We start from the raw sequence: 25,624 nt of genomic DNA, 5'->3' as shown, positions 1-25,624 counted from the left end.
CAACCGTGCCATCCGCGCTCGCCGCCCGATCGGCCCGACAAGCCCGCCTCCCCGCAGCACCCGGCTCCTTCCAGCTACTTTCCTGATAGCGGCCTCTGCCGCCGAAGGCTGGCACACCGCTTGCAAGCGAAAGTTTCGCAGGCCCCAAAGGCCTTCAGGCAGGCGGCACCCAACGGCGGGTGCTTCCCACCGAACCCGGACAAAGGCGTCCCCATCCCGCAAGGGCTCGTTTTCGAGCAGCCCGTGCGTGGTGCGGACGCCTTTTCGTTTTTGTCTTTCTTGTCTGTTGTTTGTCTTCAACCGGAGCCCCGCCCCATGACCGACCTGCTCAAAACCCGCCTCAGCCGACGCCGCGTCCTGCAAGCCGCCGCCATCGGCGCCGTCGGCATCGACCCCGCCCTGCGCGCAGCCGTCTGGGCCCAGGGCTCGGACAAGCCCGAGAAGGCCGAGGTGAAGATCGGCTTCATCCCGCTGACCGACTGCGCCAGCGTCGTGATGGCCTCGGTGCTGGGCTTCGACAAGAAGTACGGCGTGAAGATCGTTCCCAGCAAGGAAGCAAGTTGGGCCGGCGTGCGCGACAAGCTGGTCAACGGCGAACTCGACATGGCACACGTGCTCTACGGCCTGGTCTACGGCGTGCATGTCGGCGTTGGCGGCCCCAAGAAGGACATGGCGGTGCTGATGGGCCTGAACCGGAACGGCCAGGCAATCACGCTGTCGAAGGCGCTGGCGGACAAGGGTGCGGTAGACGCGCCGTCGCTGGCCAGGCTCATGGCAAAGGAAAAGCGCGAATACACCTTTGCCGGCACCTTTCCCACCAGCACCCACACCATGTGGCTCAACTACTGGCTGGCCTCCGCCGGCATCAGCCCGGTGGCCGACGCCAAGGTGATCGTGGTGCCCCCGCCCCAGATGGTCGCCAACATGCGCGTGGGCAACATGGACGGTTTCTGCGTGGGCGAACCCTGGGGCCAGCGCGCCATCATCGACAAGATCGGCGTCACGGCCATCACCACGCAGGACATCTGGAAGGACCACCCCGAAAAGGTCCTCGGCACGCGCGCCGAGTTCGTCAAGGCCAACCCCAACACCTGCCGCGCCGTGATGATGGCCGTGCTGGAAGCCAGCAAGTGGATCGACGCGAACCTCCAGAACAAGGCAAAGATGGCCGACACGGTGGCCGAGAAGAGCTACATCAACACCAGCGCCGATGCCATCAACCAGCGCATCCTGGGCCGCTACGAGAACGGCATGGGCAAGACCTGGGACGACCCCAACCACATGAAGTTCTTCGACGATGGCGCGGTCAACTTCCCCTACCTGTCCGACGGCATGTGGTTCCTCACGCAGCACAAGCGCTGGGGCATCCTGAAGGAGCACCCTGACTACCTGGCTGTCGCCAGACAGATCAACCAGATCGATCTGTACAAGGATGTGGCCGGCGCCATGAAGGTCAGCGTACCCAAGGACCCGATGCGCACCAGCAAGCTGATGGATGGCACGGTCTGGGACGGCAAGGACCCGAAGAAGTACGCCGAATCCTTCAAGCTCCATGCATAGGGAGAACACCATGGTCAGCGCAGTCTTCCACTCGCCGCTCGATGTGGCCGCCGCGCAGGCGGCGCCCTCCGCCCCGGCCAAGCCGGCGGCCTCCAAGGCAGTCGCCCCGCAGCCGGCTCCCGCTCCCGCTCCGGCACCCGAGCCAAGGGCGCACGCGCCCATCGACCTGCGCGCCTTCTGGATGCGCGTGCTGCCGCCGCTGGCGGGCTTCGGCCTGCTGCTGCTGATCTGGGAGGTGGTGGCCATGAAGAGCACCACCGGCTTCCCGACGCCCGCGGCCACCTGGCAGCAGGCGGTGACGGTGTTCAGCGACCCGTTCTACAGCAAGGGCCCCAACGACCAGGGCGTGGGCTGGAACGTGCTCTCGTCGCTGCAGCGCGTGGCGCTGGGCTTCGGCCTCGCGGCGCTGGTGGGCATTCCGGCGGGCTTCGCCATCGGGCGCTTCGAGTTCCTCTCGCGCATGTTCAACCCGCTCATCAGCCTGCTGCGCCCGGTCTCGCCGCTGGCCTGGCTGCCCATCGGCCTGCTGGTGTTCAAGGGCGCCAACCCGGCGGCCATCTGGACCATCTTCATCTGCTCGATCTGGCCGATGGTCATCAACACCGCCGTGGGCGTGCAGCGCGTGCCCGCCGACTACATGAACGTGGCCAAGGTGCTGAACCTCAGCGAATGGAAGATCCTCACCAAGATCCTCTTTCCCGCCGTGCTGCCCTACATGCTGACCGGCGTGCGTCTGGCCGTGGGCACCGCCTGGCTGGTGATCGTGGCCGCCGAGATGCTCACCGGCGGCGTGGGCATCGGCTTCTGGGTGTGGGACGAGTGGAACAACCTCAACGTCGCCAACATCATCATCGCGATCTTCGTGATCGGCATCGTCGGCCTGGTGCTGGAGTTCGCGCTCATCAAGCTGGCGACGGCTTTCACCTTCGACGAAGTGAAAGGCTGAGCTGAAGACAGATTCGGACAGCCGAACGCAGAAATCGCAAAGGTTCCGCGAAGGTCGCAGAAGAGAAACAAAAAATCTTCGGTCTTCCTTCTGCGACTTCTGCGTAGTTTTTGACTTTCTTCTGCGTTCTGTCCCGCATCCAGGAGCACACATCATGAACGACACCAAGTACATCGAGATCCACGGCGTCGAGCAGGCCTTCAAGACGCCCAAGGGCCGCTTCGTAGCGCTGCGCGACGTGAACCTGAACGTGGCCAAGGGCGAGTTCATCACGCTCATCGGGCACTCGGGCTGCGGCAAGTCGACGCTGCTGAACCTGATCGCCGGGCTCACAACGCCCACCGAGGGCGCATTGCTGTGCGCCAACAAGGAGATCAAGGGCCCCGGCCCAGAGCGCGCGGTGGTGTTCCAGAACCACTCGCTGCTGCCCTGGCTCACCTGCTTCGAGAACGTCTACCTCGCGGTCGAGCGCGTGTTCGCGGCCACCGAGAGCAAGGCGCAGCTTCGCGCGCGCACCGACGCCGCGCTGGCGCTGGTGGGCCTCACGCCCGCCGCGCAGAAGCGCCCCGGCGAAATCTCCGGCGGCATGAAGCAGCGCGTGGGCATCGCGCGCGCGCTGTCGATGGAGCCCAAGGTGCTGCTGATGGACGAACCCTTCGGCGCGCTCGACGCCCTCACCCGCGCCAAGCTGCAGGACGAGCTGCTGGCCATCGTGCAGAAGACGCACAGCACCGTCGTCATGGTCACGCACGACGTGGACGAGGCCGTGCTGCTGAGCGACCGCATCGTGATGCTCACCAACGGCCCGGCCGCCACCATCGGCGACGTGCTGTCGGTGGACATCCCCCGCCCGCGCAACCGCGTCGAGCTGGCGGAAGACCCGGTCTACGTGCACGCGCGCAAGGCGGTGATCGACTTCCTCTACACGCGCCAGGCGCACGTGGAGAAGGTCGCGGCCTGACGCAGACCGAGCGCCGGCACCGGAGGCGTCACGACATGATGACCTGGAGGCTGTGCTCGTACGACGCCGTGAGGCGTTCGAAGGTGTCGACCAGCGCCTCGCTGGAACGCACCAGCGTGGCGCGGCCATCGGCGCTGTCCAGCGCCTGCACGCCGCCGACCAGCCGCAGCCATTCGTCGCGCGCGCTCGCCAGCGCGGCGCGGATCTCTGCGGTGCTCAGCGGCGCGCGCTCCAGTTCGAGCAGCGCGGCCTCGAACTCGGCCATGGTCGGCACCAGCCGCGCCTTGGCCGCTTCTTCCTTCAGCGCCGCCGCGAGCAGCGCGTCCTTCGCGAGCCGCTGCGCGCGCATGCGCTGCCGCCCGCAGATGTTGACGATGCGCAGCGCGCGGCGCGCGCCCGAGGTTTCCAGCGCCTCGGTCAGCGCCTCGGCAGCCTCCAGCAGCACTTCGGCACGCCGGTCGATGTCGGCCAGCCCTGTAGCAGTCGGTTTCGCCGTGAGCGCATCGGCCAGCCCGCGCCACGCGGACTGCGCCTGCGCAAGCGCATCGACGCCGGCAGCATCAAGCCCGAGGGCCGCCAGATGATCCAGGTTCTGCTGCACCCGCTCGGAAGACTGTGTGCGCAGCAGCCGGGCGCGCTGCGCGTCGATGCCGCCCAGCAGCTGCGCCGCCACGCGCACCAGCCGCTGCGAGAGCATGCGCAGCTGCCCGGCGCGGTTGATGGCGTCCGCCCACTGCGCGGCCTCTATCACCGAGCGCGACACCTCTCCGAGCCGCAGGTTCGCGTGCATCGCGGCACCGCGCAGCAGGCCGAAGGCTTCGTCCTCGCCGATGCCGCGCGCGGACATCAGCAGGCCCTTGGCGCGATCGACCCACTTGCGCTCGTCCATGCGGGTGCGCAGGTTCTCCAGTTCGGTGCGCAGCGCGGCTTCGCGCTGCCAGCGGGAGCGCGCACGCGCGATCACTGCGGCGAGCGATCCGGCATCGACGGCGCCGGCCGGCATCCAGGCATGCACGCCGAGCGCGACCAGTTCCTCGTGCTGCGCGGCGCTCAGCGGCTCGCTGACAAGGCTCAGCGCGCACGGCGGTACGCCAGCCCAGCCTCGCAAGGTGTCGAGCAATGTGGGTGTGGGCAGAGGCAGGAAGATCAGCGCCTGCCGAGGAGAAAGCGCCTCGACCTGCCGCGCGAAGCCGGCGCAATCGGCAACCGCGAGCACATCGATTCCCGCACCGGACAGGGCCTTCGCCAGCGCCTCTGGCAGCACGAGGCGGGCGGTTTCATCGGGCAGGACAACGAGAAGGGACATCGTGGAAAAGAAGCGGTGCGGGAGCGCACCGCGAGCATAGGCCACGCCCGCGCGAATCCGCAGGCACGCCTCTTGCATGAAACAGGGCGCGGTGTAACGAAGCACCGCTTTGGTGAAGAGGCTGCAGGCTCCTGCATCCGGCCCGGCAACGCACATGCCGCGCGCACCCCCACGTCGACAGCGTCCGCTGCCGGCACTCCGCTCCCAACCCCGTCCGTCGACACGGCCTCTCCAGGGCCGCGCCGCGGCTTTTTGCATCTTTGAACGCCATGTCAGGTTTCAGGAATTTCTTGCAGTCAGGCCACAGTCCGACACTGTTCGCGGCCTTCCTGTACTTCTCGTTCTCCTGCTGCATCTGGGTGCTCAACGGCGCCATGGCGCCCTTCATCGGCGAAACCTTCAGCCTCTCGCCGGCACAGAAGGGCCTGATGCTGTCGGTGCCGATCATCGCGGGCGCGCTCATGCGCTTTCCGCTGGGCATCCTGTCGCAGTACATCGGCCGCAAGAAGGCCACGCTGGTGGAGATGGCGCTGATCGCGGTGGCGATGCTCTTCGGCTTCTTCTTCGTGAAGAGCTTCAACGACCTGCTCGCCATGGGCGTGCTGTTGGGCATCGCGGGCGCGAGCTTCGGCGTGGCGCTGTCGCTGGGCTCGGGCTGGTTCCCGCCGCAGCACAAGGGCCTGGCCATGGGCCTGGTGGGCGCGGGCAACGTGGGCACGGCCGTGTCGGTGCTGGTGGCGCCGCCGCTGGCCAACTGGCTGGGCTGGCAGGCGGTGTACGGCGTGGCCGCCGTCGCCATCCTGATTCCGATGGTGGTGATGGTGCTCTTCGCCAAGGAGCCGCCGGACGTGAACGCGCATTCGAGCTTCCGCGAGCACATCGCCTGCCTGTTCGAGAAGGACGGCTGGGTGTTCAGCCTGATCTACGGCGTGACCTTCGGCGGCTTCATCGGCCTCACGACCTTCCTGCCCTCCTACTACTACGACCAGTTCGGCGTGAGCAAGGTGCAGGCCGGCCAGCTGACCATGCTCGCGGCCTTCATGGGCGCGGCGGTGCGCGTCGCGGGCGGCTGGATCTCCGACCGCTGGGGCGGCGTCAACACCCTCACGGTGGTGCTGCTGGTGGTGACCGCCAGCCTGGTGCTGGTGGGCGTCTCGTCGGCTTCGCTGGCCGTGACCACGCTGGCGCTGATCGTCTGCTTCGCCGCGCTGGGCGCGGGCAACGGCGCGCTGTTCCAGCTGGTGCCGCTGCGCTGGCCCGCGAGCACCGCGGTGGCCGGCTCCATGATCGGCGAGATCGGCGCCCTGGGCGGCGGCCTCGTGCCCAACGCCATGGGCCTGTCGAAGCAGTACCTGGGCAGCTACCTTTGGGGCTTCATCTTCTTCGCGGTGCTCTCGCTCGTGATGCTGGGCGTGATGCGCGTGATGCAGATCCGCTGGACCCGCACCTGGGCCGAAAAGGGTGGCCGTGCGCGCATCGCGCCGGCACATGCTTCGCCCGCAGTCAACAACACGCGGAAGGCTGCCCGGTCATGAACCGCCCGGCCCGCCTCCGCTCATCGTGGCAAAAAGAGCAGCCACACGATCAACAGGAGGTTGAGCAGCACCGACACGCCCAGCGCCAGCTGGTAGAGCGCGAGCGGGTCGCGGCGGATCAGCGGCGTGGCGGCGGGCGCGTTCACCGGGCGGGATGCACCGCGTTCGAGCGCGAGCAGCAGCTCCTCGGCGGTCTCGAAACGCTCGCGCGGATCGCGGGCGACGGCCTTGCGCACCAGGTGGTCGAGCCAGATGGGCACGTCGGGCCGCAACCGCGAGAGCGCAACCGGGTCGCGCCGGTAGCGCGCCACTTGGTAGGGCTCGATCTCACCGTAGGGCAGATGGCCGGTGAGCCACTGGTAGAGCGTGACGCCGAGCGCGAACAGGTCGCTGCCCGCGTCGGCCGTGCCGCCCTCCTCCCACTGCTCGGGGTTGATGTAGCTGGGCGTGCCGGCATGCAGCTCGCGCTGGGCCGCACCCTCTCTGCCCGACAGCGCCACGCCCAGGTCGAGGATGCGCCAGCGCCCGTCCTCGCCCAGGTGCAGGTTGCCGGGCTTGATGTCGCGGTGGATCACGCCCTGGCGGTGCAGCCGGCCGAGCGCGCGGCTGAGCTCGATGGCGGCGGCCACCACTTCGGGCACCGCGCCGCGCGGGTTGGCCTTGCGCAGCTGCTCGAGCGTGCGCCCGCCGTGCCAGTCGAACACGACGTACAGCGCGCTCGCGTCCGCGGCGCGCTCATGCACGCGGACGAAACCGTTGCCGCCCACGCGCAGCCCCAGCCAGGCCTCGTGGGCCAACATCGCGCGCTCCTGCGGATCGCCGGCGCGCGAGGGGTGCAGCGTCTTCAGCGCGACCAGCTCGCGCGTGGCCGGATGGCGCGCCTGGTACAGCAGATGGACACCGGTGTCGGCCACCAGCGCGGTGATGGCGTAGCCGTCGAGCACCTCGCCCACCTTCAGGGCGGGCGGCGGAGCGAGACGGCGGCCGTCGCCGAGTTCGTCGTCGAGCTGGCGGGCGTCCAAACCCACGACACGGATGACCAGCGCGGTCGCGTTGTCGCGCGTGCCGGCGTCGAGCGCCGCATGCACCAGCGCCTCGCTGGCGGCCTCGGCGTCGTCGCCCTGCAGGGCCAGCGCGGCCACCTGCTGGGGCTTGAGCACGCCGTGCACGCCGTCGGAGGTGAGCACGAAGCAGTCGCCCACGCGAACGTCGCCCTGCACATAGTCGACGCGCACCTGGTCGTCCAGGCCGATGGCGCGCGTCAGGCGGCTGCGCATGTCGGGATGGTCGAAGGCATGGTCCTGCGTGAGCGGCACGGCCGCTTCGCCGCCGGCACGCACGCGCCAGGCGCGGGTGTCGCCGACGTGCGCCAGCGTGTAGCCCTGGCCGTGCAGCACCAGCGCGGTGAGCGTGGTCAGCGCCGTGCCGCCTTCCTCGCTGCTCCTGCTCTGGCGGCGGCGGTTGTGGTCGGCCAGCCAGCCGTTCTGCGCGGCGACCAGCCGGTCGAGCGCGGCGGTCGGCTCCCAGGTCGCGGGCGTGGCGAAGTAGTCGGCCAGAAGCCCCATCACCGTGGTCTGCGCCGCCTCGCGGCCCCGGCCTCCGCTGGACACGCCGTCGGCAATGGCCGCGATGAGCCCGCGTGCCTCGTCGCCGGGCGGCGCGTGCACCGCGCCGGCGAAGTCCTCGTTCACCTCGCGCGGTCCGCGACGGCTGCTGTAGCCGATATCCACTTCGAAGCTCATGGCGCGATTCTGAACGCGCGCTGCGGGCGCAAGTCCGCTTGATTTCCCTGAAAGGTCCAGCCCCATGAAGAAAATGAAACTCGTGATGGTCGGCAACGGCATGGCCGGCGTGCGCACGCTCGAAGAGCTTCTGAAGATCGCGCCCGACCTGTACGACATCACCGTCTTCGGCGCAGAGCCGCACCCCAACTACAACCGCATCCTGCTGTCGCCGGTGCTCGCGGGCGAGCAGACGATCGACGAGATCGTGCTCAACAGCTGGGAGTGGTATGCCGAGAACAACATCACGCTGCACGCCGGCAAGAAGGTGGTGGAGGTCGACCGCGTGAAACGCATCGTGCGCGCCGAGGATGGCACCGAGGCCGCCTACGACCGCCTGCTGATGTGCACCGGCTCCAACCCCTTCATGCTGCCGGTGCCCGGCAAGGACCTGAAGGGCGTGATCGCCTACCGCGACATCGCCGACACCGACTACATGATCGAGACCGCGCGCACGCACAAGAACGCGGTGGTCATCGGCGGCGGCCTGCTGGGCCTGGAGGCCGCCAACGGCCTGATGCTGCGCGGCATGAACGTGACGGTGGTGCACGTCATGCCCTGGCTGATGGAGCGCCAGCTCGACGACGTGGCGGGCAAGCTGCTGCAGAAGTCGCTGGAAGACCGGGGCCTGAAGTTCAGGATGGGCGCGCAGACGCAGGAACTGGTCGGCGACACGGATGACGGCAAGAGCGGCCGCGTGAAGGCCATCCGCTTCAAGGACGGCACCGAGACCGCCGCCGACCTGGTGGTGATGGCCGTGGGCATCCGCCCCAACGTGGAGCTGGCCGAGAAGATGCGGCTGCACTGCAACCGCGGCATCGTCGTCACCGACACCATGCAGACCGTGACCGACGCGCGCATCTACTCGGTGGGCGAATGCGCGGCGCACCGCGGCATCGCCTACGGGCTGGTGGCCCCGCTCTTCGAGCAGGCCAAGGTGGCGGCCAACCACCTGGCGCAGTTCGGCATCGGCCGCTATCTGGGCTCGCTCACCTCCACCAAGCTGAAGGTGACGGGCATCGACCTCTTCTCGGCCGGCGAGTTCATGGGCGGCGAAGGCACGGAGGAGATCGTCATGAGCGACCCCTTCGGCGGCGTCTACAAGAAGCTGGTCATCAAGGACGACAAGCTGGTGGGCGCCTGCCTCTACGGGGACACGGTGGACGGCAGCTGGTACTTCAAGCTGCTGCGCGACGGCCGCAGCGTGCATGACATCCGCGACAAGCTGATGTTCGGCGAATCGAACATCGGCGACACCGGGCACGAGGGCCACAACAAGGCCGCCACCATGCCCGACGACGCCGAGGTGTGCGGCTGCAACGGCGTGAACAAGGGCACCATCTGCAAGGCCATCAAGGAAAAGGGCCTGTTCACGCTCGACGAGGTGAAGAAGCACACCAAGGCCAGCGCGAGCTGCGGCTCGTGCACCGGCCTGGTCGAGCAGATCCTGATGTTCACCGCCGGCGGCGACTACTCGGCCACGCCCAAGAAGAAGGCGGTGTGCGGCTGCACCGACGTGAGCCACCAGGACGTGCGCGACGCGATCCGCAAGGAGCACTACCTGACGCACGACGAGGTCTACCGCAACCTCGGCTGGCGCACGCCCAACGGCTGCTCAACCTGCCGCCCGGCCATCAACTACTACCTGATCAGCACCTGGCCCAAGGAGGCGAAGGACGATCCGCAGAGCCGCTTCATCAACGAGCGCAGCCACGCCAACATCCAGAAGGACGGTACCTACTCCGTCATTCCGCGCATGTGGGGCGGCCACACCACGCCCGACGAGCTGCGCCGCATTGCCGACGCGGCCGACAAGTACAAGATTCCGACCGTCAAGGTCACGGGCGGCCAGCGCATCGACCTGCTGGGCGTGAAGAAGGAAGACCTGGAAGGCGTGTGGAAGGACATCGGCATGCCCAGCGGCTTCGCCTACGCCAAGTCGCTGCGCACGGTGAAGACCTGCGTGGGCAGCGAGTGGTGCCGCTTCGGCACGCAGGACAGCACGCAGATGGGCAAGGACCTGGAGCGCGCGCTGTGGGCCATGTACTCGCCGCACAAGGTCAAGCTGGCCGTTTCTGGCTGCCCGCGCAACTGCGCCGAGGCCGGCATCAAGGACGTGGGCGTGATCGGCGTCGACTCCGGCTGGGAGCTCTACGTGGGCGGCAACGGCGGCATCAAGACCGAGGTGGCGCAGTTCCTGGTGAAGGTGAAGACCGCCGCCGAGGTGATGGAGTACTCGGGCGCCTTCCTGCAGCTGTACCGCGAGGAAGGCTGGTACCTGGAACGCACGGTGCACTACATCGGCCGCGTGGGCCTGGACTACGTGAAGAAGAAGATCCTCGACGACGCCGAGGGCCGCAAGGCGCTGTGGGAGCGCCTGCAGTTCGCGCTCGACGGCGAACCCGACCCGTGGTTCGAGTCGGCGCAGGCGTCAGTGGACGTGCGGCAGTTCACGCCGCTGACGGCAGCCGCCTGAACCGCAACAAGGAACGAAAGAAAGAAGAGCCCACCATGAGCGACTGGAAAGTGATCTGCCGCATCGACGACATCCCCGTGCTCGGCGCGCGCCGCGTGACGCGGCCGGCCGGGCTGGACGTGGCCGTGTTCCGCAACTCGGAGGACCAGGTGTTCGCGCTGCTCGACCGCTGCCCGCACAAGGGCGGCCCGCTGAGCCAGGGCATCGTGTTCGGCACCAGCGTGGCCTGCCCGCTGCACAACTGGGCCATCGGGCTGGACGACGGCTGCGCCAAGGCACCCGACGAGGGCTGCACGCCGAAGTTCGCGGTGAAGGTGGAAGACGGCGTGGTGCACCTCGACGCGGCCGAACTGGCTACGCACGCCATCGACCTGGAGCGCCCGGTCGCAGGCCCGAAGCCTTTCGCGGTGCTGTCGGTCCTTCCGCTGGAATAAACCCATGATGCGGGAGACCCGGTCCACCTGCCCGTATTGCGGCGTCGGCTGCGGCGTGATCATCGAGTCGACCGGCGACCAGATCACCGGCGTGCGCGGCGACCCGGCGCACCCCGCCAACTTCGGGCGGCTGTGCACCAAGGGCTCGACGCTGCACCTCACTGCCAGCGCCACGGTCACGCGCCAGACGCGGCTGCTGCAGCCCATGCAGCGCCTCGCGCGCGGCGAGGCGCCCGAGGTCGTGAGCTGGGACACCGCGCTGGACAACGCCGCCGGCAAGTTCGCGCAGGTGGTCCGCGACCACGGGCCCGACGCGGTCGGCTTCTACGTGTCGGGCCAGCTTCTGACGGAGGACTACTACGTCTTCAACAAGCTGGCCAAGGGCCTGATCGGCACCAACAACATCGACACCAACTCGCGCCTGTGCATGAGCAGCGCGGTGGCCGGCTACAAGCAGACGCTGGGCGCAGACGCCCCGCCGGCCTGCTACGACGACCTGAAGCACGCGCAGTGCCTCTTCATCGTGGGCAGCAACACGGCCTGGGCGCACCCGATTCTTTTCCGCCGCATCGAGGACGCGAAGGCGGCGAACCCGGCGCTGAAGATCGTGGTGGCAGACCCGCGCCGCACCGACACGGTCGAGATCGCCGACCTGTTCCTGCCGATCCAGCCCGGCACCGACGTGATGCTCTTCGACGGCATGCTGCACCTGATGCTGTGGGAGGGCTGGACCGACGCGAAGTACATCGCGGCGCACACCAGCGGCTTCGACGCGCTGAAGGCCACGGTGCGCGAGTGCACGCCCGACAAGGTGGCGCAGGTCTGCGGCATCCCGAAGGACGACCTGCTCGAGGCCGCGCGGCTGTTCGCCACCTCGCCGGCCACGCTGAGCCTGTACTGCCAGGGCCTGAACCAGTCGTCCAGCGGCACGGCGAAGAACGCGGCGCTCATCAACCTGCACCTGGCCACCGGCCAGATCGGCCGCGCCGGCGCGGGCCCCTTCTCGCTGACCGGCCAGCCCAATGCGATGGGCGGGCGCGAGGTGGGCGGCCTGGCCAACCTGCTGAGCGCGCACCGCGACCTGGCCAACCCCGACCATCGCGCCGAAGTGGCCGCGCTCTGGGGCGTGCCCTCGGTGCCCGAGAAGCCGGGCAAGACCGCGGTGGAGATGTTCCAGGCCGCGGCCGACGGCGAGATCCGCGCGCTGTGGATCGCCTGCACCAACCCGGCGCAGTCGATGCCCGACCAGGCGACCGTGCGCCGCGCGCTGGAGCGCGCCGAGTTCGTGGTGGTGCAGGAAGCCTTCGCCACCACCGCCACCTGCGCTTTCGCCGACCTGCTGCTGCCAGCGACCACCTGGGGCGAGAAGGAAGGCACCGTGACCAACAGCGAGCGCCGCATCTCGCGCGTGCGCCCGGCCGTTGCGGCGCCGGGCGAGGCGCGCAACGACTGGTCGATCGCGGTGGCCTTCGCGCGCCGGCTCGAAGCGCTGGCCGGCAGCGGCCTCTCGCTCTTCCCGTACGAGACGGCCGAATCGGTCTGGAACGAGCATCGCGAATCCACGCGCGGGCGCGACCTCGACATCACCGGCCTGAGCTACGCCATGCTGGAAAGCGCCGGCCCGCAGCAATGGCCGCTGAAGGAAGGCGAAAGCGCCGGCCGCACGCGCCTTTACGAAGACGGCGTGTTCCCCACGCCCGACGGCCGCGCGCGCTTCGTCGACACCGCCTACAAGCCGGTGGCCGAGGCGCGCGAGGCCCGCTACCCCTTCTCGCTGAACACCGGCCGCCTGCGCGACCAGTGGCATGGCATGAGCCGCACCGGCACGGCCGGGCGCCTGTTCGGCCACGTACCCGAGCCGGTGGTACAGATGAACGCGCAGGACATGGCCCGCCGCCAGATCGGCGAAGGCGACCTGGTGCACCTGACCTCCAAGCGCGGCTCGATCATGCTGCGCGCGCGCGCCAGCGCCGAGGTGGGGCTGAGCCAGGCCTTCGTCGCCATGCACTGGGGCGAGGAGTACCTCAGCGGCTGCTCGTCGAGCGGCACACGGCTGGCGGGCATCAACGCGCTCACCACGCCAGCCTTCTGCCCGACCTCGAAGCAGCCCGAGCTGAAGCACGCGGCGGTGAAGATCCTCAAGGCCGAGCTGCCTTGGTCGCTGCTGGCGATGGCCTGGCTGCCCGACGGCGAGGCGCTGGCGGCGCACCGCGCGCTGCAGCCGATGATGGCGCTCTTTCCTTTTGCAACCTGCGTGCCGTTTTCCGGCAACACACAGGGAGGCGAACGCAGCGGCCTGCTCTTTCGCGCCGCCGCGCACGACGCGCCCGACGACGCGCTGATCGGGAAGATCGAAGCCCTGCTCGGCCTGCAGACGCCCGACACCCTGCGCTACGCCGATCGCCGCCGCGGCCAGCGCCGCTCGGCGCGGCTGGTGCGCCGCGCCGACGGCAGCGCGGGCCTCGACGCCTTCCTGCTGGGCGGCGACACCAGCGCCGAGGCATGGATCGCCACCCTGCTGCGCGAGGAACTGCCCGCCCAGAGCTACGGCCGCCTGCTGCTGTCACCGGGCTCGAAGGCGCCGGTGGCGGTGCAGTCGCGCGGCAAGACGGTGTGCACCTGCTTCAACGTGGCGGACGTGGCCATCCAGACCGAACTGGCGCGCTGCGCCGGCACCCCGGACGAGCGGCTGGCCAGGCTGCAGGGCGCGCTGAAGTGCGGCACCAACTGCGGCTCGTGCATTCCCGAGCTCAAGCGCATGGTGCGGGCGACGCCGGCCGAGGCGGAGGCGCTGTCGTGATGCGCCGTCTGCATTGCTCCCTCTCCCCTCGGGGAGAGGGCTGGGGTGAGGGGGAGCGGTAATGACGTCCGCGCCATGTTGCAAGGCCGCTGCCCTCACCCTAACCCTCTCCCGCAAGCGGGAGAGGGGACAAGACACCCAATGCATAAGCCGACTCACATTCCGGCATAAGCGTTGCAGGACAATCCGCCTACCCATGGGAATCAGCCAATACATCAAGGAAATCGGCCGCGGCGCGCGAGGCGCCAGGCCGCTCACGCGCGAACAGGCCACCGACCTGTTCGGCCAGGTGCTGGACGGCACCGTGACCGACCTGGAGATCGGCGGCTTCTGCCTGGCCATGCGCATCAAGGGCGAGACGCCCGAGGAGATGGCCGGTTTTCTCGATGCCACCCATGCGCGGCTCCAGATGGTTCCCGCCGGCGACCGCCCGCTGATCGTGCTGCCCAGCTACAACGGCGCGCGCAAGCTGCCGGTGCTCACGCCGCTGCTGGCGCTGCTGCTGGCGCGCGAGGGCCTGCCGGTGCTGGTGCACGGCAGCGCCAGCGAAACATCGCGCGTGCTGGCCTCGAACGTGCTCGCGGCCCTGGGCCACGCGCCGATGACGGCCATCCGCGCCGTCGCCAATGGAGAAGCGGCCTTTGCCTCCACCGAGCTGCTGAACCCCGCGCTCAAGCGCCTGCTCGACGTGCGCCGCGTGGTCGGCCTGCGCAACCCCGGCCACAGCGTGGTGAAGCTGATGCAGCCCACCGCGGGTCCGAGCGTAGTGGTGGCCAGCTACACGCATCCCGAATACGCGCGCGTCATGGCCGAGACCTTCGAGCTCATGGGCATGACCGCCCTGCTCTCGCGCGGCCTCGAAGGCGAAGTGGTGTCCGACCCGCGCCGCACCGCGCAGATCGACGGCTTCGTGCGCGGCGCACGCACCGAGCTGCAGTCGCAGCAGGCCGGTACCGCCTCGGAAGTGCCGGGGCTGCCGAAGGAAATCGACGTCGCCACCACCGCCGACTACACGCGCCGCGTGCTGGGCGGCGAGCTTCCCGTGCCGGAGGCCATCGCGACGCAGGTCAGGCACATCACGCAACTGGCATTGGCATCCCACGCATGAACAACGACAACCCCACCTCCCTCATCGCCGGCCGCTGCACGCTGGTGGGCGCAGGCCCCGGCGACCCGGAACTGCTGACCATCAAGGCCGTGAAGGCGATCCAGGCGGCCACGGTGCTGCTGGTCGACGACCTCGTGAACGACCAGATCGTGCAGGCCTACGCACGGCCCGGGGCGCGAATCGTGCAAGTGGGCAAGCGCGGCGGCTGCAAGAGCACGCCGCAGGCCTTCATCGAGCGGCTGATGATCACCGCCGTGCGCGAAGGCGAGACGGTGGTGCGCCTGAAGGGCGGCGACCCGTTCATCTTCGGACGTGGCGGCGAGGAGGTGGAGCACCTGCGCGAAGCCGGCATCGAATGCACGGTGGTCAACGGCATTACCGCAGGCCTCGCGGCCGTGACGACGCTGGGCGTGCCGCTCACGCACCGCGACCATGCACAGGGCGTGGTGTTCGTCACCGGCCATGCCAAGACCGGTGCCGGCGCGGCCGAAGACCCGACCGACTGGCGCGCGCTGGCAGCGACCGCCTACAACGCGCGGCTCACGCTGGTGATCTACATGGGCGTGTCGGGCGCGGCGCATATCGAACGCGAGCTGCTGCACGGCCTGCCGGCCGAAACGCCGGTGGCGGTCATCCAGCACGCAAGCCTGCCGCACCAGAAGCACATCGCGACCACGCTGGGCAGGCTTCAGGACGGCATCGCCGAAGCCGGCCTCGCGAGCCCGGCGGTGATCGTGGTGGGCGACGTGCTGCGCGGGCTGGCAGCGGCCGAGACAGCGGTGGGCGCGACCAGGTTCGGCACCTGAACCGCACCTGACCAGGGCGGCGCCGGTGCAAGCGGCGCGAGCGCCGCGCACCACAACGTGGCATGGATCGTGCTCAGCGATGGGCAATGAATGCAGCCGCCACGCCTGAACCCGCCGCCGTCGAGATCGTCGCTCTCACCAAGCGCTACGCCCCGGGTACGCCGGCCGCCGTCGACCGGATAGACCTGCGCATCGCCAGCGGCAGCTACTGCTGCCTGCTGGGGCCTTCGGGCTGCGGCAAAAGCACCACGCTGCGCATGATCGCGGGGCACGAATCGGTCAGCAGCGGCGACATCCTGCTGGACAACCGCAACATCACGAACCTGCCCGCCGCCGCGCGCGGCACGGCGATGATGTTCCAGAGCTTCGCGCTCTTCCCGCACCTTTCGGCCACCGACAACGTCGCCTTCAGCCTCAAGATGAAGGGCGTGGGCAAGGCCGAGCGCCACAAGCGTGCGAACGACCTGCTCGAGCGCGTCGCGATGGGCCACCTTGCCGCGCGCAAGCCGGGTGAGCTTTCCGGCGGCCAGCAGCAGCGCGTGGCGCTGGCGCGCGCGCTCATCACCGAGCCGCGCGTGCTGCTGCTCGACGAACCGCTTTCCGCCCTCGACCCCTTCCTGCGCATCCAGATGCGCGCCGAACTGCGGCGCTGGCAGAAGGAACTGGGCCTGACCTTCATCCACGTCACGCACTCGCAGGAAGAGGCGATGGCGCTGGCCGACACCATGGTGGTCATGAACCACGGCGTGATCGAGCAGGTCGGCTCGCCGCACGCGGTCTACAACCATCCGGCGAGCGAGTTCGTGGCGCGCTTCATGGGCGGCCACAACGTGTTCGACACGACTGCCGGGCCGATCGCGGTGCGCAACGACCGCATGCGGATCGCAGCCGCCGCGCAGGCAGCAACGGATGGAGCCCTCGCAGCCACTGTCACCGACGTCGAGTACCAGGGCACCTACGTCCTGCTCGGGCTGGCGCTCGATGGTGTCGCCGCCGCCGGACGCCAGAACGTTTCGGTGCTGCTCAGCGAAGCCGCTTTCCTCGCGCGCCCCTACGCGCACGGCGAGGCGGTGCACCTCTCGTGGGCCGAAGCCGACGCGCGTGTGCTCGGCCCCGGCGCCAAGCCGCCGAGCGAGCGGGCACCGGCACCCGCCGGGGCCGAAGCCACCCGCCAGGACGACACCGCCGTGCTCGCCGTTCCCTTCTGAGCGCCCGCGCCACCCGCTTTTCTCCGCGTTCGTTTCCCTTCACCTTCCTTTTCTTTCTGCAATGGAGACCCTGCCCATGACCGATTCCATCGACAACAACGGCCTCAAGCGCCGCACCCTGCTGCAAGGCACCGCCGGCATTCTTGCCACGGGCATCGCACCCTTCGTGCATGCACAGGAGAAGGTCGTGCTGCGCTATCTCGGCACCGCGGTGAACCAGGACAAGGCCATTGCCGAGAAGTTCAAGGCCGACACCGGCATCGAGATCCAGTACGTGGCCGTGACCACCGACGACGTGACCAAGCGCGCAGTCACCGCGCCCAACAGCTTCGACCTGATCGACACCGAGTTCTTCTCGCTCAAGAAGATCGTGCCCACCGGCAACCTGAAGGGCATCGACACCAGGCGCGTGAAGAACGCGGACAAGATCACCTCGCTCTTCACCAAGGGCGAAGTGGCCGGCAAGAAGGTGGGCGACCAGGGCACGGCTCCGGTGAAGGTGATCTACCTCGAAGGCGAGAAGAGCAAGGCCTTCGCCAAGTCGGCCACGCAGTACATGTCGCTCATTCCGACCACCTACAACGCCGACACGCTGGGCATCCGCCCCGACCTCATCAAGCGTCCCATCGGTTCGTGGGCGGAACTGCTGAACCCGGAGTTCAAGGGCAAGGCCGCGATCCTGAACATTCCCTCTATCGGCATCATGGACGCCGCAATGGTGGTGGAGGCCAAGGGCATCCACAAGTACGCCGACAAGGGCAACATGACCAAGGCCGAGATCGACCTCACCATCAAGGCGCTGATCGAGGCCAAGAAGGCCGGCCAGTTCCGCGCGCTGTGGAAGGACTTCAACGAGTCGGTGAACCTGATGTCCTCGGGCGAGGTGGTGATCCAGTCGATGTGGTCGCCCGCGGTCACGGCCGTGCGCAGCAAGGGCATCGACTGCACCTTCCAGCCGCTCAAGGAAGGCTATCGCGCCTGGGCCTCGGGCTTCGGCCTGCCGGCCACGCTCTCGGGCAAGAAGCTCGACGGCGCCTACGAGTTCATCAACTGGTTCCTCGACGGCTGGGCCGGCGCGTATCTCAACCGCCAGGGCTACTACAGCGCCGTGCTCGACACCGCGAAGACCAAGATGGAGGCCTACGAGTGGGCCTACTGGATGGAAGGCAAGCCCGCAGCCCAGGACATCAAGAGCCCGCAGGGCGACGTGATCGCCAAGGCCGGCGCGGTGCGCGACGGCGGCAGCTACGAGCAGCGCATGGGCGGCATCGCGTGCTGGAACGCCGTGATGGATGAAAACGAATACATGGTCAGGAAGTGGAACGAGTTCGTTGCAGCCTGACCTTCGGCCTGAGCCTGTGAGCGCTCCCGCCACCCGCGCGTCCGTCGCCGCTGCCCCCGTTCACGCCGTCAAGGCCTGGTGGCAGGCGGCGCCGTTCGCGCTGGTGTTTCTCCTGTTCTTCCTGATTCCGCTGGCGCTGGTCGCAATGGTCAGCCTGTGGAATTTCAACGAGTACGAGCTGATACCTGCCGTCACGCTGCGCAACTACCTGAGCCTGTTCGAGGGCTGCTCGCGGCTGACCGACAACGGCGACCTGTGCGTCACGCTGAACACCTACCTGAGCACCTTCAAGTTCTGCCTGCTGGTGTGGGGCATCACGCTGGTGATCGGCTTCTCGGTGGCGTACTTCCTGGCCTTCCACGTGCGCTCGTCGACCATGCAGACGGTGCTGTTCGTGCTGTGCACGGTGCCCTTCTGGACTTCCAACGTGATCCGCATGATCTCGTGGGTGCCGCTGCTGGGGCGCAACGGGCTGGTCAACCAGGCGCTGATGGGCATGGGCCTCGTGAACCAGCCGGTCGAATGGCTGCTGTTCTCCGACTTCTCGGTGGTGCTGGCCTTCGTGCACCTGTACACGATGTTCATGATCGTGCCGATCTTCAACAGCATGATGCGCATCGACCGCTCGCTGCTCGAAGCGGCCAGCGACGCCGGCGCCTCGGGCTGGCAGACGCTGTGGAACGTGGTGGTGCCGCTGTCGCGCACCGGCATCCTGATCGGCTCGATCTTCGTCATCACCATCGTGATGGGCGACTTCGTCACCATCGGCGTGATGGGCGGCCAGCAGATCGCGTCCATCGGCAAGATCATCCAGGTGCAGACCTCGTACCTGCAGTTCCCGCTGGCGGCGGCCAACGCCATGATCCTGCTGGCGGTGGTGCTGATGATCATCTGGGGCCTGACCCGGATGGTCGACATCCGCAAGGAGCTCTGAGATGCAGACACCCATCGGCGCCCAGCGCGCCCCCGGCTTCTGGCCGCTGGCCACCGTGTTCGGGCTCTTCGTGCTGTTCCTGTACGGCCCGATGATCACGATCTTCGTGCTGAGCTTCCAGGGCCCCGAGGGCGGGCTGACCTTTCCGCTGCGCGGGCTGTCGCTGCACTGGTTCCACAAGCTGGCCGAAGGGCTGGGCACGGTCGACATCGGCGCGGCCTTCAGGCGCTCGCTGGCACTGGGTGCTGTGGTGATGGGGTTCACCGTGGTGCTGTCGGTGCTCGCCGGCCTCGCGTTCCGCAAGAAGCTCGCGGGCAGCAACGCCCTCTTCTTCGTGACGGTCGCGAGCCTCATCATGCCGTCGATCATCATTTCGCTGGGCATCGGCCTGCAGTTCCGGCTGATCGACACCGGCATCAAAAGCGTGCTGACGGCGATGGACGCCACCTCGCTGCTCGAAGGCTACGGCACCGCGCTGGGTCTCTTCAGTTCCGCGCTCGGCGCGCACCTGACGTGGACGCTGCCCTTCGGGCTGCTCATCATGTTCGCGGTGTTCAACCGCTTCGACCCAGCCTACGAGGAAGCCGCGCGCGACCTGGGCGCCACGCCCTGGCAGACCTTCCGCTTCGTGGTGCTGCCGCTGATCGGGCCGTCGATCGTCGGCATCGGCATGTTCGGCTTCACGCTGTCGTGGGACGAGATCGCCCGCACGTCCCAGGCCATCGGCGACGTGAACACGCTGCCGCTCGAACTGCAGGGGCTGACCTCGACGGTGACGACGCCTTCGATCTATGCGCTGGGGACGGTGACCACCGTGGTGTCGCTGCTGGTGATGGCGGTGGCGCTGGGCACGGCAGCCCTGCTGAGGCGGCGCTCCGTGCGCAGGGGGTGAGCATTTTCCCGCCGCGCCTCTAAAATCGCGCACCCACAAAAGTCAAGAAGAGAGAGAGAGGCGGGGCATGCTGGACATCGACAAGCTCAACGAATTCACCCAGAACCACGGCGAGCTGCGCCGCGGACAGGGACTGGTCACCGGCACCATCGCACTGAGCCTGGCCATCCTGTGCTTCCTGGGCGTGCTGGCCTTTCACTTCCCGCAGTACCTCACGACGCCGGAGTTGCGCAAGAGCTACAACGTCGACGTGATGCGCATGATCCTGCTGGTGGCGCTGGTCGTCTCGGGCGGGCTCTCGCTGGTCAACATCATCTTCAACCGCTCGCGCTGGCTCTCCTCGGCCGCGTTCCTGCTGGTGGCGGCCTCGGCGCTGCTGGGCGGGCACAAGGTGCCGGTGCACGACTTCGCGGACAACACGCCCTACATCGGGCTCGACTGGTTCATCCTCGACCTGCTGGGCTCATCGCTGATCTTCATCTTCATCGAAAAGCTGTTCGCGCTGCGCAAGGACCAGCCGGTGTTCCGCGAGGAGTGGCAGACCGACTTCCACCATTTCGTGGTGAACCACATGATCGTGGGCTTCGTGCTGCTGGCCACCAACCTGATGGTGCACAAGCTCTTCGGCTGGGCGGCCAACGACGGCATCCGGGGCTGGGTGAGCAACCTGCCGTTCTGGGCGGGGCTGCTGCTGATCATCCTGGTGGCCGACCTGGTGCAGTACTGGACGCACCGCGCCTACCACGAGGTGCCCGTGCTGTGGCGCCTGCACGCGGTGCACCACAGCGTGAAGAGCATGGACTGGATGGCCGGCTCGCGCCAGCACATCCTGGAGCTGCTGATCACGCGCACGCTGGTGCTGGCGCCCATCTACGTGCTGGGCTTCAGCAAGGACGTGATCGACGCCTACATCGTGGTGGTGGGCTTCCAGGCGGTGTTCAACCACTGCAACGTGAGCGTGCGGCTCGGCCCGCTGCGCTACCTGATCGTGACGCCCAACTTCCACCACTGGCACCACAGCCAGGACCAGGAGGCGCTCGACAAGAACTACGCGGCGCACTACGCCTTTCTCGACTACATCTTCGGCACCGCCGTGAAGAGCACCAAGCTCTGGCCCGAGAAGTACGGCGTGCTGGGCGACTACGTGCCCAACGGATTCTTCAAGCAGCTGAAGTTCCCGTTCGTCTGGAAGGGCTGATGCGCATCGCTTTCCGTTCCGCCGCGGCCATCGTTGCCGCGGGCGCCGCCCTGCTGCTGTCGGCCTGCGCCACACGGCTCGACCTGCCGACCAAGGACAACGGGCTGCGCCTGCGCGTGCAGAGCTCGGTCATCGCGCCGGGCAACGGCGGCGAGCTCATCGCCGCCGACGCGCTGGCGCCGGGCGACATCCTGCTGACCTCCATCGCCACAGTGAACTCCTTCGGCATCCGGCTGGGCACCTTCTCGCCGGTGAGCCACGCGGTGCTGTACCTGGGCAACGGCCAGATCGCCGAGGCCGTGGGCACGGGCGTGCGCGCGCGGCCGCTTTCGGAGGTGGTCGACGAGGAACAGATGGTCGTGGCCTTCCGCGTGCCCGGCGTGGACGACACGAGCGCCGCCCGCATGCGCGAATGGGCGCTGTCGCAGGTCGGCACCAGCTACAACACCGTGGGCGTGCTGCTGAACGCGCCCTTCGTGCTGAACCGGCGCCTGTGCGAACTGCCGCTGGTGCCCACCGCCGTCAGCCACTACTGCATGAGCGGCTTGGCCATGGTGCAGTTGGGCGCGAGCCGCGACGACCAGTTCTTCTGCTCGCAGTTCGTGCTGGAGGCCTACCGCCAGGCAGGCATGCCGATCACCAACGCCGACCCGCGCTGGGTGAGCCCGGCCGACCTGCTGCACATGCGCGAGGGCGACGTGCCCTCCATCGCCGCCACGCAGCCGCTGCGCTACGTGGGCCACCTGAAATACAACCCGCCGCCGCTGCTCGCGGCCGATGGACCTTGAGCGCGGCGGAGTTCGACGTCGTCGTGATCGGCGCCGGGGCCGCGGGCCTCTTCTGCGCCGGCGTGGCGGGCCAGCGCGGGCTGAAGGTGCTGGTGGTGGACCACAGCGAGAAGGTGGGCGAGAAGATCCGCATCTCGGGTGGCGGACGCGCCAACTTCACGAACCGCGACCTCGACGTGCGCGCGCCGCAGCGGCACTTCATCAGCGACAACCCGAATTTCTGCCGCTCGGCGCTATCGCGCTATGCGCCGCAGCAGTTCATCGAGCTGGTGCAGAAGCACGGGATCGCCTTCCACGAGAAGCACAAGGGGCAGCTTTTCTGCGACGGCTCGTCGCAGCAGATCGTCGACATGCTGCTGGCCGAATGCGAGGCGGGCGGGGTCGAGCGCTGGCAGCCGTGCAGGATCGGCGAAATTGCATTTTCCGCCGGTAATGCAGATGGGGCGGGAGCCGGCAGCTATCGAATCGAGAGCAATCGGGGGCCGGTCGATACGCCGAAGATCGTGGTCGCCACCGGCGGCCTGTCGATCCCGCAGATCGGCGCCAGCGACTTCGGCTACCGCATCGCCGAGCAATTCGGGCTGCGGATGGTCACGCCCCGGCCCGCGCTGGTGCCGCTGACCTTCGGCGGCGACGCCTGGGCGCCGTATGCCGAACTGGCTGGCCTGGCGCTGCCGGTGCGCATCGAGACCGGCGCGAAGAAGGAAAAGACAGCCTTCCTCGAAGACCTGCTCTTCACCCACCGGGGCCTTTCCGGTCCGGCGGTGCTGCAGATTTCGAGCTACTGGAAGCCCGGCGCCCCGCTGACCCTCGATTTCGCCCCCGGCGTGAACGTGGCCGAGGCGCTGGGCGAGGCGAAACTGCGGTCGAAGAAACGCATCGCCAACGAGCTGGCCGCGCTGGTGCCCTCGCGGCTGGCCGATGCCTGGGTCGGGCAGGACCCTGCCCTGCAGCGGCCGGTGAACGAGGCGGCCGACAAGGCGCTGGCCGCGCTTTCGGAGCGCATCGCGCGCTGGCAGATCGTCCCCAGCGGGACAGAAGGTTACAAAAAGGCCGAAGTCACGGCCGGCGGCGTCGACACCCGCGACCTGTCGTCGCAGACCATGGAATCGAAGCAGCCGGGCCTGTATTTCATCGGCGAAGTGGTCGACGTGACGGGCTGGCTCGGCGGTTACAACTTCCAGTGGGCCTGGGCGAGCGCGCATGCATGCGCCCAGGCTCTCTGACCTTCTCGCCCCCTTCAGAGACACCGAGGAACCGGCTTTGCCGGGCCTCAGGTGTCGCCCCCGGCGAGGGGGTTGGCGAAGCGACACGAAGTGCGCGCAGCCTGGGGGAGTGCCATTTCCGCCTGGGGGAGTGCTATAATCGCTGGCTAACTCTGGCCTCCCCTCAACGGCCGCAAAAGTTTTCAGTTGAGGAACCCCGGCTTGGGGCCTCGATCTCTCCAGGCCAAATTCATTTCAACGATTCATCAATGACCACCATCCGCGTTAAAGAAAACGAGCCCTTCGACGTCGCACTGCGCCGTTTCAAGCGCACCATCGAAAAGCTCGGCCTGCTGACCGACCTGCGTGCCCGCGAGTTCTACGAAAAGCCGACCGCCGAGCGCAAGCGCAAGAAGGCAGCCGCGGTCAAGCGCCACTACAAGCGCGTGCGCAGCATGCAGCTGCCCAAGAAGCTGTACTAAGCGACACCCGGGCGGCGGGCCCCAGACGAAAGTCGGCCCGGTCGCCTCGTTGCCTCAGCCGCGCCAGGGAAACCTGCCGCGGCTTTGTTTTTTCCGAAAGGTTGCCGAATGACTCTCAAAGCACAGATCAACGAAGACATGAAGACGGCGATGCGCGCCAAGGACTCCGAGCGCCTGGCCACCATCCGCCTGCTGCTGGCCGCGATGAAGCAGAAGGAAGTCGACGAGCGCGTGGAGCTCGACGACACCATGGTGGTCGCCATCGTCGACAAGATGGTCAAGCAGCGCAAGGACTCCATCGCCGCCTTCACCACCGGCGGCCGCACCGACCTCGCCGACAAGGAAGCCGCCGAGATCAAGGTGCTGGAGGTCTACCTGCCCCAGCGCATGGGCGCCGACGAGGTCGCCGCCGAGGTGAAGGCCATCGTGGCCGAGCTGGGCGCCAAGGGCCCGGGCGACATGGGCAAGGTGATGGGCGTGGTCAAGACCCGCCTGGCCGGCAAGGCCGACATGGGCCAGGTCAGCGCAGCGGTCAAGGCCGCTCTGACGGGCGCCTGAGCATGAACGCCGGCAGCCCGAGCGTCACCATCCCCAAGGCCTGCGCCTGCCTGATCGACGCACGGGGCCGGCTGCTGGTGTTCCGCCATCCCGAGGATGGCAACATGCAGCTTCCCAAGGGCACCATCGAGCCCGGCGAATCGCCCGAAGTGGCGGTTCGCCGTGAGCTGCTCGAGGAATCCGGCATCGACTACGCCGGCGAGCTGCAGTCGCTGGGCACGCTGGAGCGCGAATGCGAAGCCGGTGTCGAAGGCAACACGCATCGCCACCCGCAGCTGTGGCACCTGTTCCTGATGCGCGCCGAGAGCGCCCTGCCCGAGAGCTTCACCCACACGGCCACGGGCAGCCCCGAGGAAGAGGGCCTGGTGTTCCTCTTCAGCTGGCTCGATGCCGGCGACGCGCTAGACGACTTCGCCCTGCCCTATCGCCAGACCATCGAGCGCGTGCGCGCCGCCCTGGTGCTCGCGGCCTGACTGGAAGAAGCGCCTCATCAGGCCGCGGCCCGCACGGCCATGTAGAGCCCCAGCAGCGCCAGCCCGATCAGGAAGCAGCGCCGGAACACCGCCACCGACAGCCGCTTGCGCAGCCAGGCCCCGAGCACCATGCCGCCGATGGCCGGCGCCAGCATCGCGATCGAGCCTCCGATCGCCGACACCGGATACCCGCCGTTCCCGGCCAGCCCGATGGCCAGCACCACCGTCGAGGTGGTGAACGAGATCCCCATCGCCTGTATCAGCGAATCGCGCTGGAACCCCAGCGCCTGCAGGTACGGCACCGCCGGCACCGCGAACACCCCCGTCACCGCCGTCACCAGCCCGGTGACCACGCCCACCAGCGGCCCGATCCAGCGCGCCTGCGAGTCGCTCACATGCAGCTGCCGCCCGGACAGCCCCCAGAGCGCATAGACGACCAGCGCCACCCCAAGCGCGAAAGAAGCCCAGGCACCCGCCGGCACGCCCAGCCATAGTGCCCCCGCCAACGTGCCGACTACCACCCCTACCTGCATGCCGCCGATGCGCCGAAGCACCGGCATGAAGGTCGCGCGGGGCCCGGTCTGCCAGATGTTGGTGACCAGCGAGGGCACGATCAGCAGCGCAGCCGCCTGCGCCGGCGACATCCACAGCGCGAGCAGCGCCATCGACACCGTCGGCAGCCCGAGGCCGACCACGCCCTTGATCACTCCGGCCAGCAGGTACACGGCCGTGGCGGCGGCCCAGAAAGCGGTTGCGTCGATCGGATGCGTCATCGGACGCCGACTCTGCCAACGAAGCCCGCCGCCGCAAATGCGGGATTCGCGAAGCAGG

At 68.2% G+C, this 25,624-nt stretch carries 22 protein-coding genes; 19 read left to right on the top strand and 3 right to left on the bottom strand.

Translation table 11 applies throughout. The features are described 5' to 3' along the window. The first annotated feature begins 315 nt into the window (after positions 1-315). The 3 genes from EJP67_RS00365 (at position 316) to EJP67_RS00355 (ending at position 3,467) form a co-directional block, all read left to right on the top strand. Positions 316-1,560 (top strand): CmpA/NrtA family ABC transporter substrate-binding protein, encoded by a 1,245-nt coding sequence (locus EJP67_RS00365; RefSeq protein WP_126018272.1) that lies wholly within the window; start codon positions 316-318, stop codon positions 1,558-1,560. A 10-nt stretch (positions 1,561-1,570) separates the two neighbouring features. Next, the gene (gene ntrB, locus EJP67_RS00360; RefSeq protein WP_126018270.1) at positions 1,571-2,506 is read left to right on the top strand and encodes a nitrate ABC transporter permease; all 936 of its coding nucleotides are present in this window, start codon (positions 1,571-1,573) and stop codon (positions 2,504-2,506) included. Between the two features lie 151 nt (positions 2,507-2,657). Then, a complete protein-coding gene (locus EJP67_RS00355; RefSeq protein WP_126018268.1) occupies positions 2,658-3,467 on the top strand; it encodes an ABC transporter ATP-binding protein in 810 nt (269 codons plus the stop codon). A gap of 28 nt (positions 3,468-3,495) precedes the next feature. On the opposite strand, the gene EJP67_RS00350 is transcribed toward EJP67_RS00355, so the two are convergent. Further along, positions 3,496-4,773, bottom strand: coding sequence for an ANTAR domain-containing protein (locus tag EJP67_RS00350; protein WP_126018266.1), 1,278 nt, complete (start codon positions 4,771-4,773; stop codon positions 3,496-3,498). A gap of 269 nt (positions 4,774-5,042) precedes the next feature. Here EJP67_RS00350 and EJP67_RS00345 point away from each other — a divergent pair, with 269 nt between their 5' ends. Next, positions 5,043-6,308, top strand: coding sequence for an MFS transporter (locus EJP67_RS00345; protein WP_126018264.1), 1,266 nt, complete (start codon positions 5,043-5,045; stop codon positions 6,306-6,308). A 20-nt stretch (positions 6,309-6,328) separates the two neighbouring features. Here EJP67_RS00345 and EJP67_RS00340 read toward each other — a convergent pair whose 3' ends face one another. Beyond that, on the bottom strand, positions 6,329-8,050 hold the full coding sequence (locus EJP67_RS00340) for a bifunctional protein-serine/threonine kinase/phosphatase (protein WP_126018262.1): 1,722 nt from the start codon (positions 8,048-8,050) through the stop codon (positions 6,329-6,331). Between the two features lie 64 nt (positions 8,051-8,114). Here EJP67_RS00340 and nirB point away from each other — a divergent pair, with 64 nt between their 5' ends. The 15 genes from nirB (at position 8,115) to EJP67_RS00265 (ending at position 24,793) form a co-directional block, all read left to right on the top strand. After that, positions 8,115-10,565: a nitrite reductase large subunit NirB gene (gene nirB, locus EJP67_RS00335; RefSeq protein ID WP_126018260.1), complete on the top strand. Its 2,451-nt coding sequence runs from the start codon at positions 8,115-8,117 to the stop codon at positions 10,563-10,565. A 35-nt stretch (positions 10,566-10,600) separates the two neighbouring features. Continuing rightward, entirely contained in the window at positions 10,601-10,999 is a 399-nt protein-coding gene (nirD, locus tag EJP67_RS00330; RefSeq protein ID WP_126018258.1) for a nitrite reductase small subunit NirD, read from the top strand. Between the two features lie 7 nt (positions 11,000-11,006). Further along, positions 11,007-13,799, top strand: a complete 2,793-nt coding sequence (locus EJP67_RS00325) for a nitrate reductase (RefSeq protein ID WP_126020319.1) — start codon at positions 11,007-11,009, stop codon at positions 13,797-13,799. A 196-nt stretch (positions 13,800-13,995) separates the two neighbouring features. Further along, complete coding sequence (gene ybiB, locus EJP67_RS00320) at positions 13,996-14,907, top strand: DNA-binding protein YbiB (RefSeq protein ID WP_126018256.1); 912 nt, start codon at positions 13,996-13,998, stop codon at positions 14,905-14,907. Then, the gene (gene cobA / locus EJP67_RS00315; RefSeq protein WP_126018254.1) at positions 14,904-15,713 is read left to right on the top strand and encodes a uroporphyrinogen-III C-methyltransferase; all 810 of its coding nucleotides are present in this window, start codon (positions 14,904-14,906) and stop codon (positions 15,711-15,713) included. Before ybiB ends, cobA begins: the two co-directional genes overlap by 4 nt. Positions 15,714-15,799: 86 nt before the next feature. Continuing rightward, positions 15,800-16,921, top strand: a complete 1,122-nt coding sequence (locus EJP67_RS00310; protein WP_126018252.1) for an ABC transporter ATP-binding protein — start codon at positions 15,800-15,802, stop codon at positions 16,919-16,921. Between the two features lie 76 nt (positions 16,922-16,997). Then, entirely contained in the window at positions 16,998-18,263 is a 1,266-nt protein-coding gene (locus EJP67_RS00305) for an ABC transporter substrate-binding protein (protein WP_126018250.1), read from the top strand. 16 nt (positions 18,264-18,279) lie between these two features. Beyond that, on the top strand, positions 18,280-19,197 hold the full coding sequence (locus EJP67_RS00300; protein WP_126018248.1) for an ABC transporter permease: 918 nt from the start codon (positions 18,280-18,282) through the stop codon (positions 19,195-19,197). Between the two features lies 1 nt (position 19,198). Continuing rightward, entirely contained in the window at positions 19,199-20,089 is an 891-nt protein-coding gene (locus EJP67_RS00295) for an ABC transporter permease (RefSeq protein ID WP_126018246.1), read from the top strand. Between the two features lie 67 nt (positions 20,090-20,156). Beyond that, positions 20,157-21,287 (top strand): sterol desaturase family protein, encoded by a 1,131-nt coding sequence (locus tag EJP67_RS00290; RefSeq protein ID WP_126018244.1) that lies wholly within the window; start codon positions 20,157-20,159, stop codon positions 21,285-21,287. Next, complete coding sequence (locus tag EJP67_RS00285) at positions 21,287-22,075, top strand: YaeF family permuted papain-like enzyme (RefSeq protein WP_126018242.1); 789 nt, start codon at positions 21,287-21,289, stop codon at positions 22,073-22,075. Before EJP67_RS00290 ends, EJP67_RS00285 begins: the two co-directional genes overlap by 1 nt. Next, positions 22,072-23,301, top strand: coding sequence for a BaiN/RdsA family NAD(P)/FAD-dependent oxidoreductase (locus EJP67_RS00280; RefSeq protein WP_126018240.1), 1,230 nt, complete (start codon positions 22,072-22,074; stop codon positions 23,299-23,301). The genes EJP67_RS00285 and EJP67_RS00280 overlap by 4 nt, the downstream gene beginning before the upstream one ends. Positions 23,302-23,549: 248 nt before the next feature. Continuing rightward, positions 23,550-23,762 (top strand): 30S ribosomal protein S21, encoded by a 213-nt coding sequence (gene rpsU, locus EJP67_RS00275; RefSeq protein ID WP_007833691.1) that lies wholly within the window; start codon positions 23,550-23,552, stop codon positions 23,760-23,762. Between the two features lie 108 nt (positions 23,763-23,870). Next, the gene (locus EJP67_RS00270; protein WP_126018238.1) at positions 23,871-24,320 is read left to right on the top strand and encodes a GatB/YqeY domain-containing protein; all 450 of its coding nucleotides are present in this window, start codon (positions 23,871-23,873) and stop codon (positions 24,318-24,320) included. 2 nt (positions 24,321-24,322) lie between these two features. Next, the gene (locus EJP67_RS00265) at positions 24,323-24,793 is read left to right on the top strand and encodes an NUDIX domain-containing protein (RefSeq protein WP_126018236.1); all 471 of its coding nucleotides are present in this window, start codon (positions 24,323-24,325) and stop codon (positions 24,791-24,793) included. Positions 24,794-24,810: 17 nt separating this feature from the next. On the opposite strand, the gene EJP67_RS00260 is transcribed toward EJP67_RS00265, so the two are convergent. Beyond that, a complete protein-coding gene (locus tag EJP67_RS00260) occupies positions 24,811-25,566 on the bottom strand; it encodes a sulfite exporter TauE/SafE family protein (protein ID WP_126018234.1) in 756 nt (251 codons plus the stop codon). Between the last annotated feature and the right edge of the window lie 58 nt (positions 25,567-25,624).

Origin of the sequence: Variovorax guangxiensis (assembly GCF_003952165.1) — a bacterium.
Classification (GTDB): Bacteria; Pseudomonadota; Gammaproteobacteria; order Burkholderiales; family Burkholderiaceae_C; genus Variovorax; species Variovorax guangxiensis.
Note: the sequence above shows the minus strand (reverse complement) of the source record. Positions and strands in the feature narration are given on the sequence as shown.

Coding starts and splice junctions, on each gene's coding strand:
- EJP67_RS00365 (WP_126018272.1), top strand. CDS start 316: ATGACCGACCTGCTCAAAACCCGCCTCAGCCGACGCCGCGTCCTGCAA.
- ntrB (WP_126018270.1), top strand. CDS start 1,571: ATGGTCAGCGCAGTCTTCCACTCGCCGCTCGATGTGGCCGCCGCGCAG.
- EJP67_RS00350 (WP_126018266.1), bottom strand. CDS start 4,773: ATGTCCCTTCTCGTTGTCCTGCCCGATGAAACCGCCCGCCTCGTGCTG.
- EJP67_RS00345 (WP_126018264.1), top strand. CDS start 5,043: ATGTCAGGTTTCAGGAATTTCTTGCAGTCAGGCCACAGTCCGACACTG.
- EJP67_RS00340 (WP_126018262.1), bottom strand. CDS start 8,050: ATGAGCTTCGAAGTGGATATCGGCTACAGCAGCCGTCGCGGACCGCGC.
- nirB (WP_126018260.1), top strand. CDS start 8,115: ATGAAGAAAATGAAACTCGTGATGGTCGGCAACGGCATGGCCGGCGTG.
- nirD (WP_126018258.1), top strand. CDS start 10,601: ATGAGCGACTGGAAAGTGATCTGCCGCATCGACGACATCCCCGTGCTC.
- EJP67_RS00325 (WP_126020319.1), top strand. CDS start 11,007: ATGCGGGAGACCCGGTCCACCTGCCCGTATTGCGGCGTCGGCTGCGGC.
- ybiB (WP_126018256.1), top strand. CDS start 13,996: ATGGGAATCAGCCAATACATCAAGGAAATCGGCCGCGGCGCGCGAGGC.
- cobA (WP_126018254.1), top strand. CDS start 14,904: ATGAACAACGACAACCCCACCTCCCTCATCGCCGGCCGCTGCACGCTG.
- EJP67_RS00310 (WP_126018252.1), top strand. CDS start 15,800: ATGAATGCAGCCGCCACGCCTGAACCCGCCGCCGTCGAGATCGTCGCT.
- EJP67_RS00305 (WP_126018250.1), top strand. CDS start 16,998: ATGACCGATTCCATCGACAACAACGGCCTCAAGCGCCGCACCCTGCTG.
- EJP67_RS00295 (WP_126018246.1), top strand. CDS start 19,199: ATGCAGACACCCATCGGCGCCCAGCGCGCCCCCGGCTTCTGGCCGCTG.
- EJP67_RS00290 (WP_126018244.1), top strand. CDS start 20,157: ATGCTGGACATCGACAAGCTCAACGAATTCACCCAGAACCACGGCGAG.
- EJP67_RS00285 (WP_126018242.1), top strand. CDS start 21,287: ATGCGCATCGCTTTCCGTTCCGCCGCGGCCATCGTTGCCGCGGGCGCC.
- rpsU (WP_007833691.1), top strand. CDS start 23,550: ATGACCACCATCCGCGTTAAAGAAAACGAGCCCTTCGACGTCGCACTG.
- EJP67_RS00270 (WP_126018238.1), top strand. CDS start 23,871: ATGACTCTCAAAGCACAGATCAACGAAGACATGAAGACGGCGATGCGC.
- EJP67_RS00265 (WP_126018236.1), top strand. CDS start 24,323: ATGAACGCCGGCAGCCCGAGCGTCACCATCCCCAAGGCCTGCGCCTGC.
- EJP67_RS00260 (WP_126018234.1), bottom strand. CDS start 25,566: ATGACGCATCCGATCGACGCAACCGCTTTCTGGGCCGCCGCCACGGCC.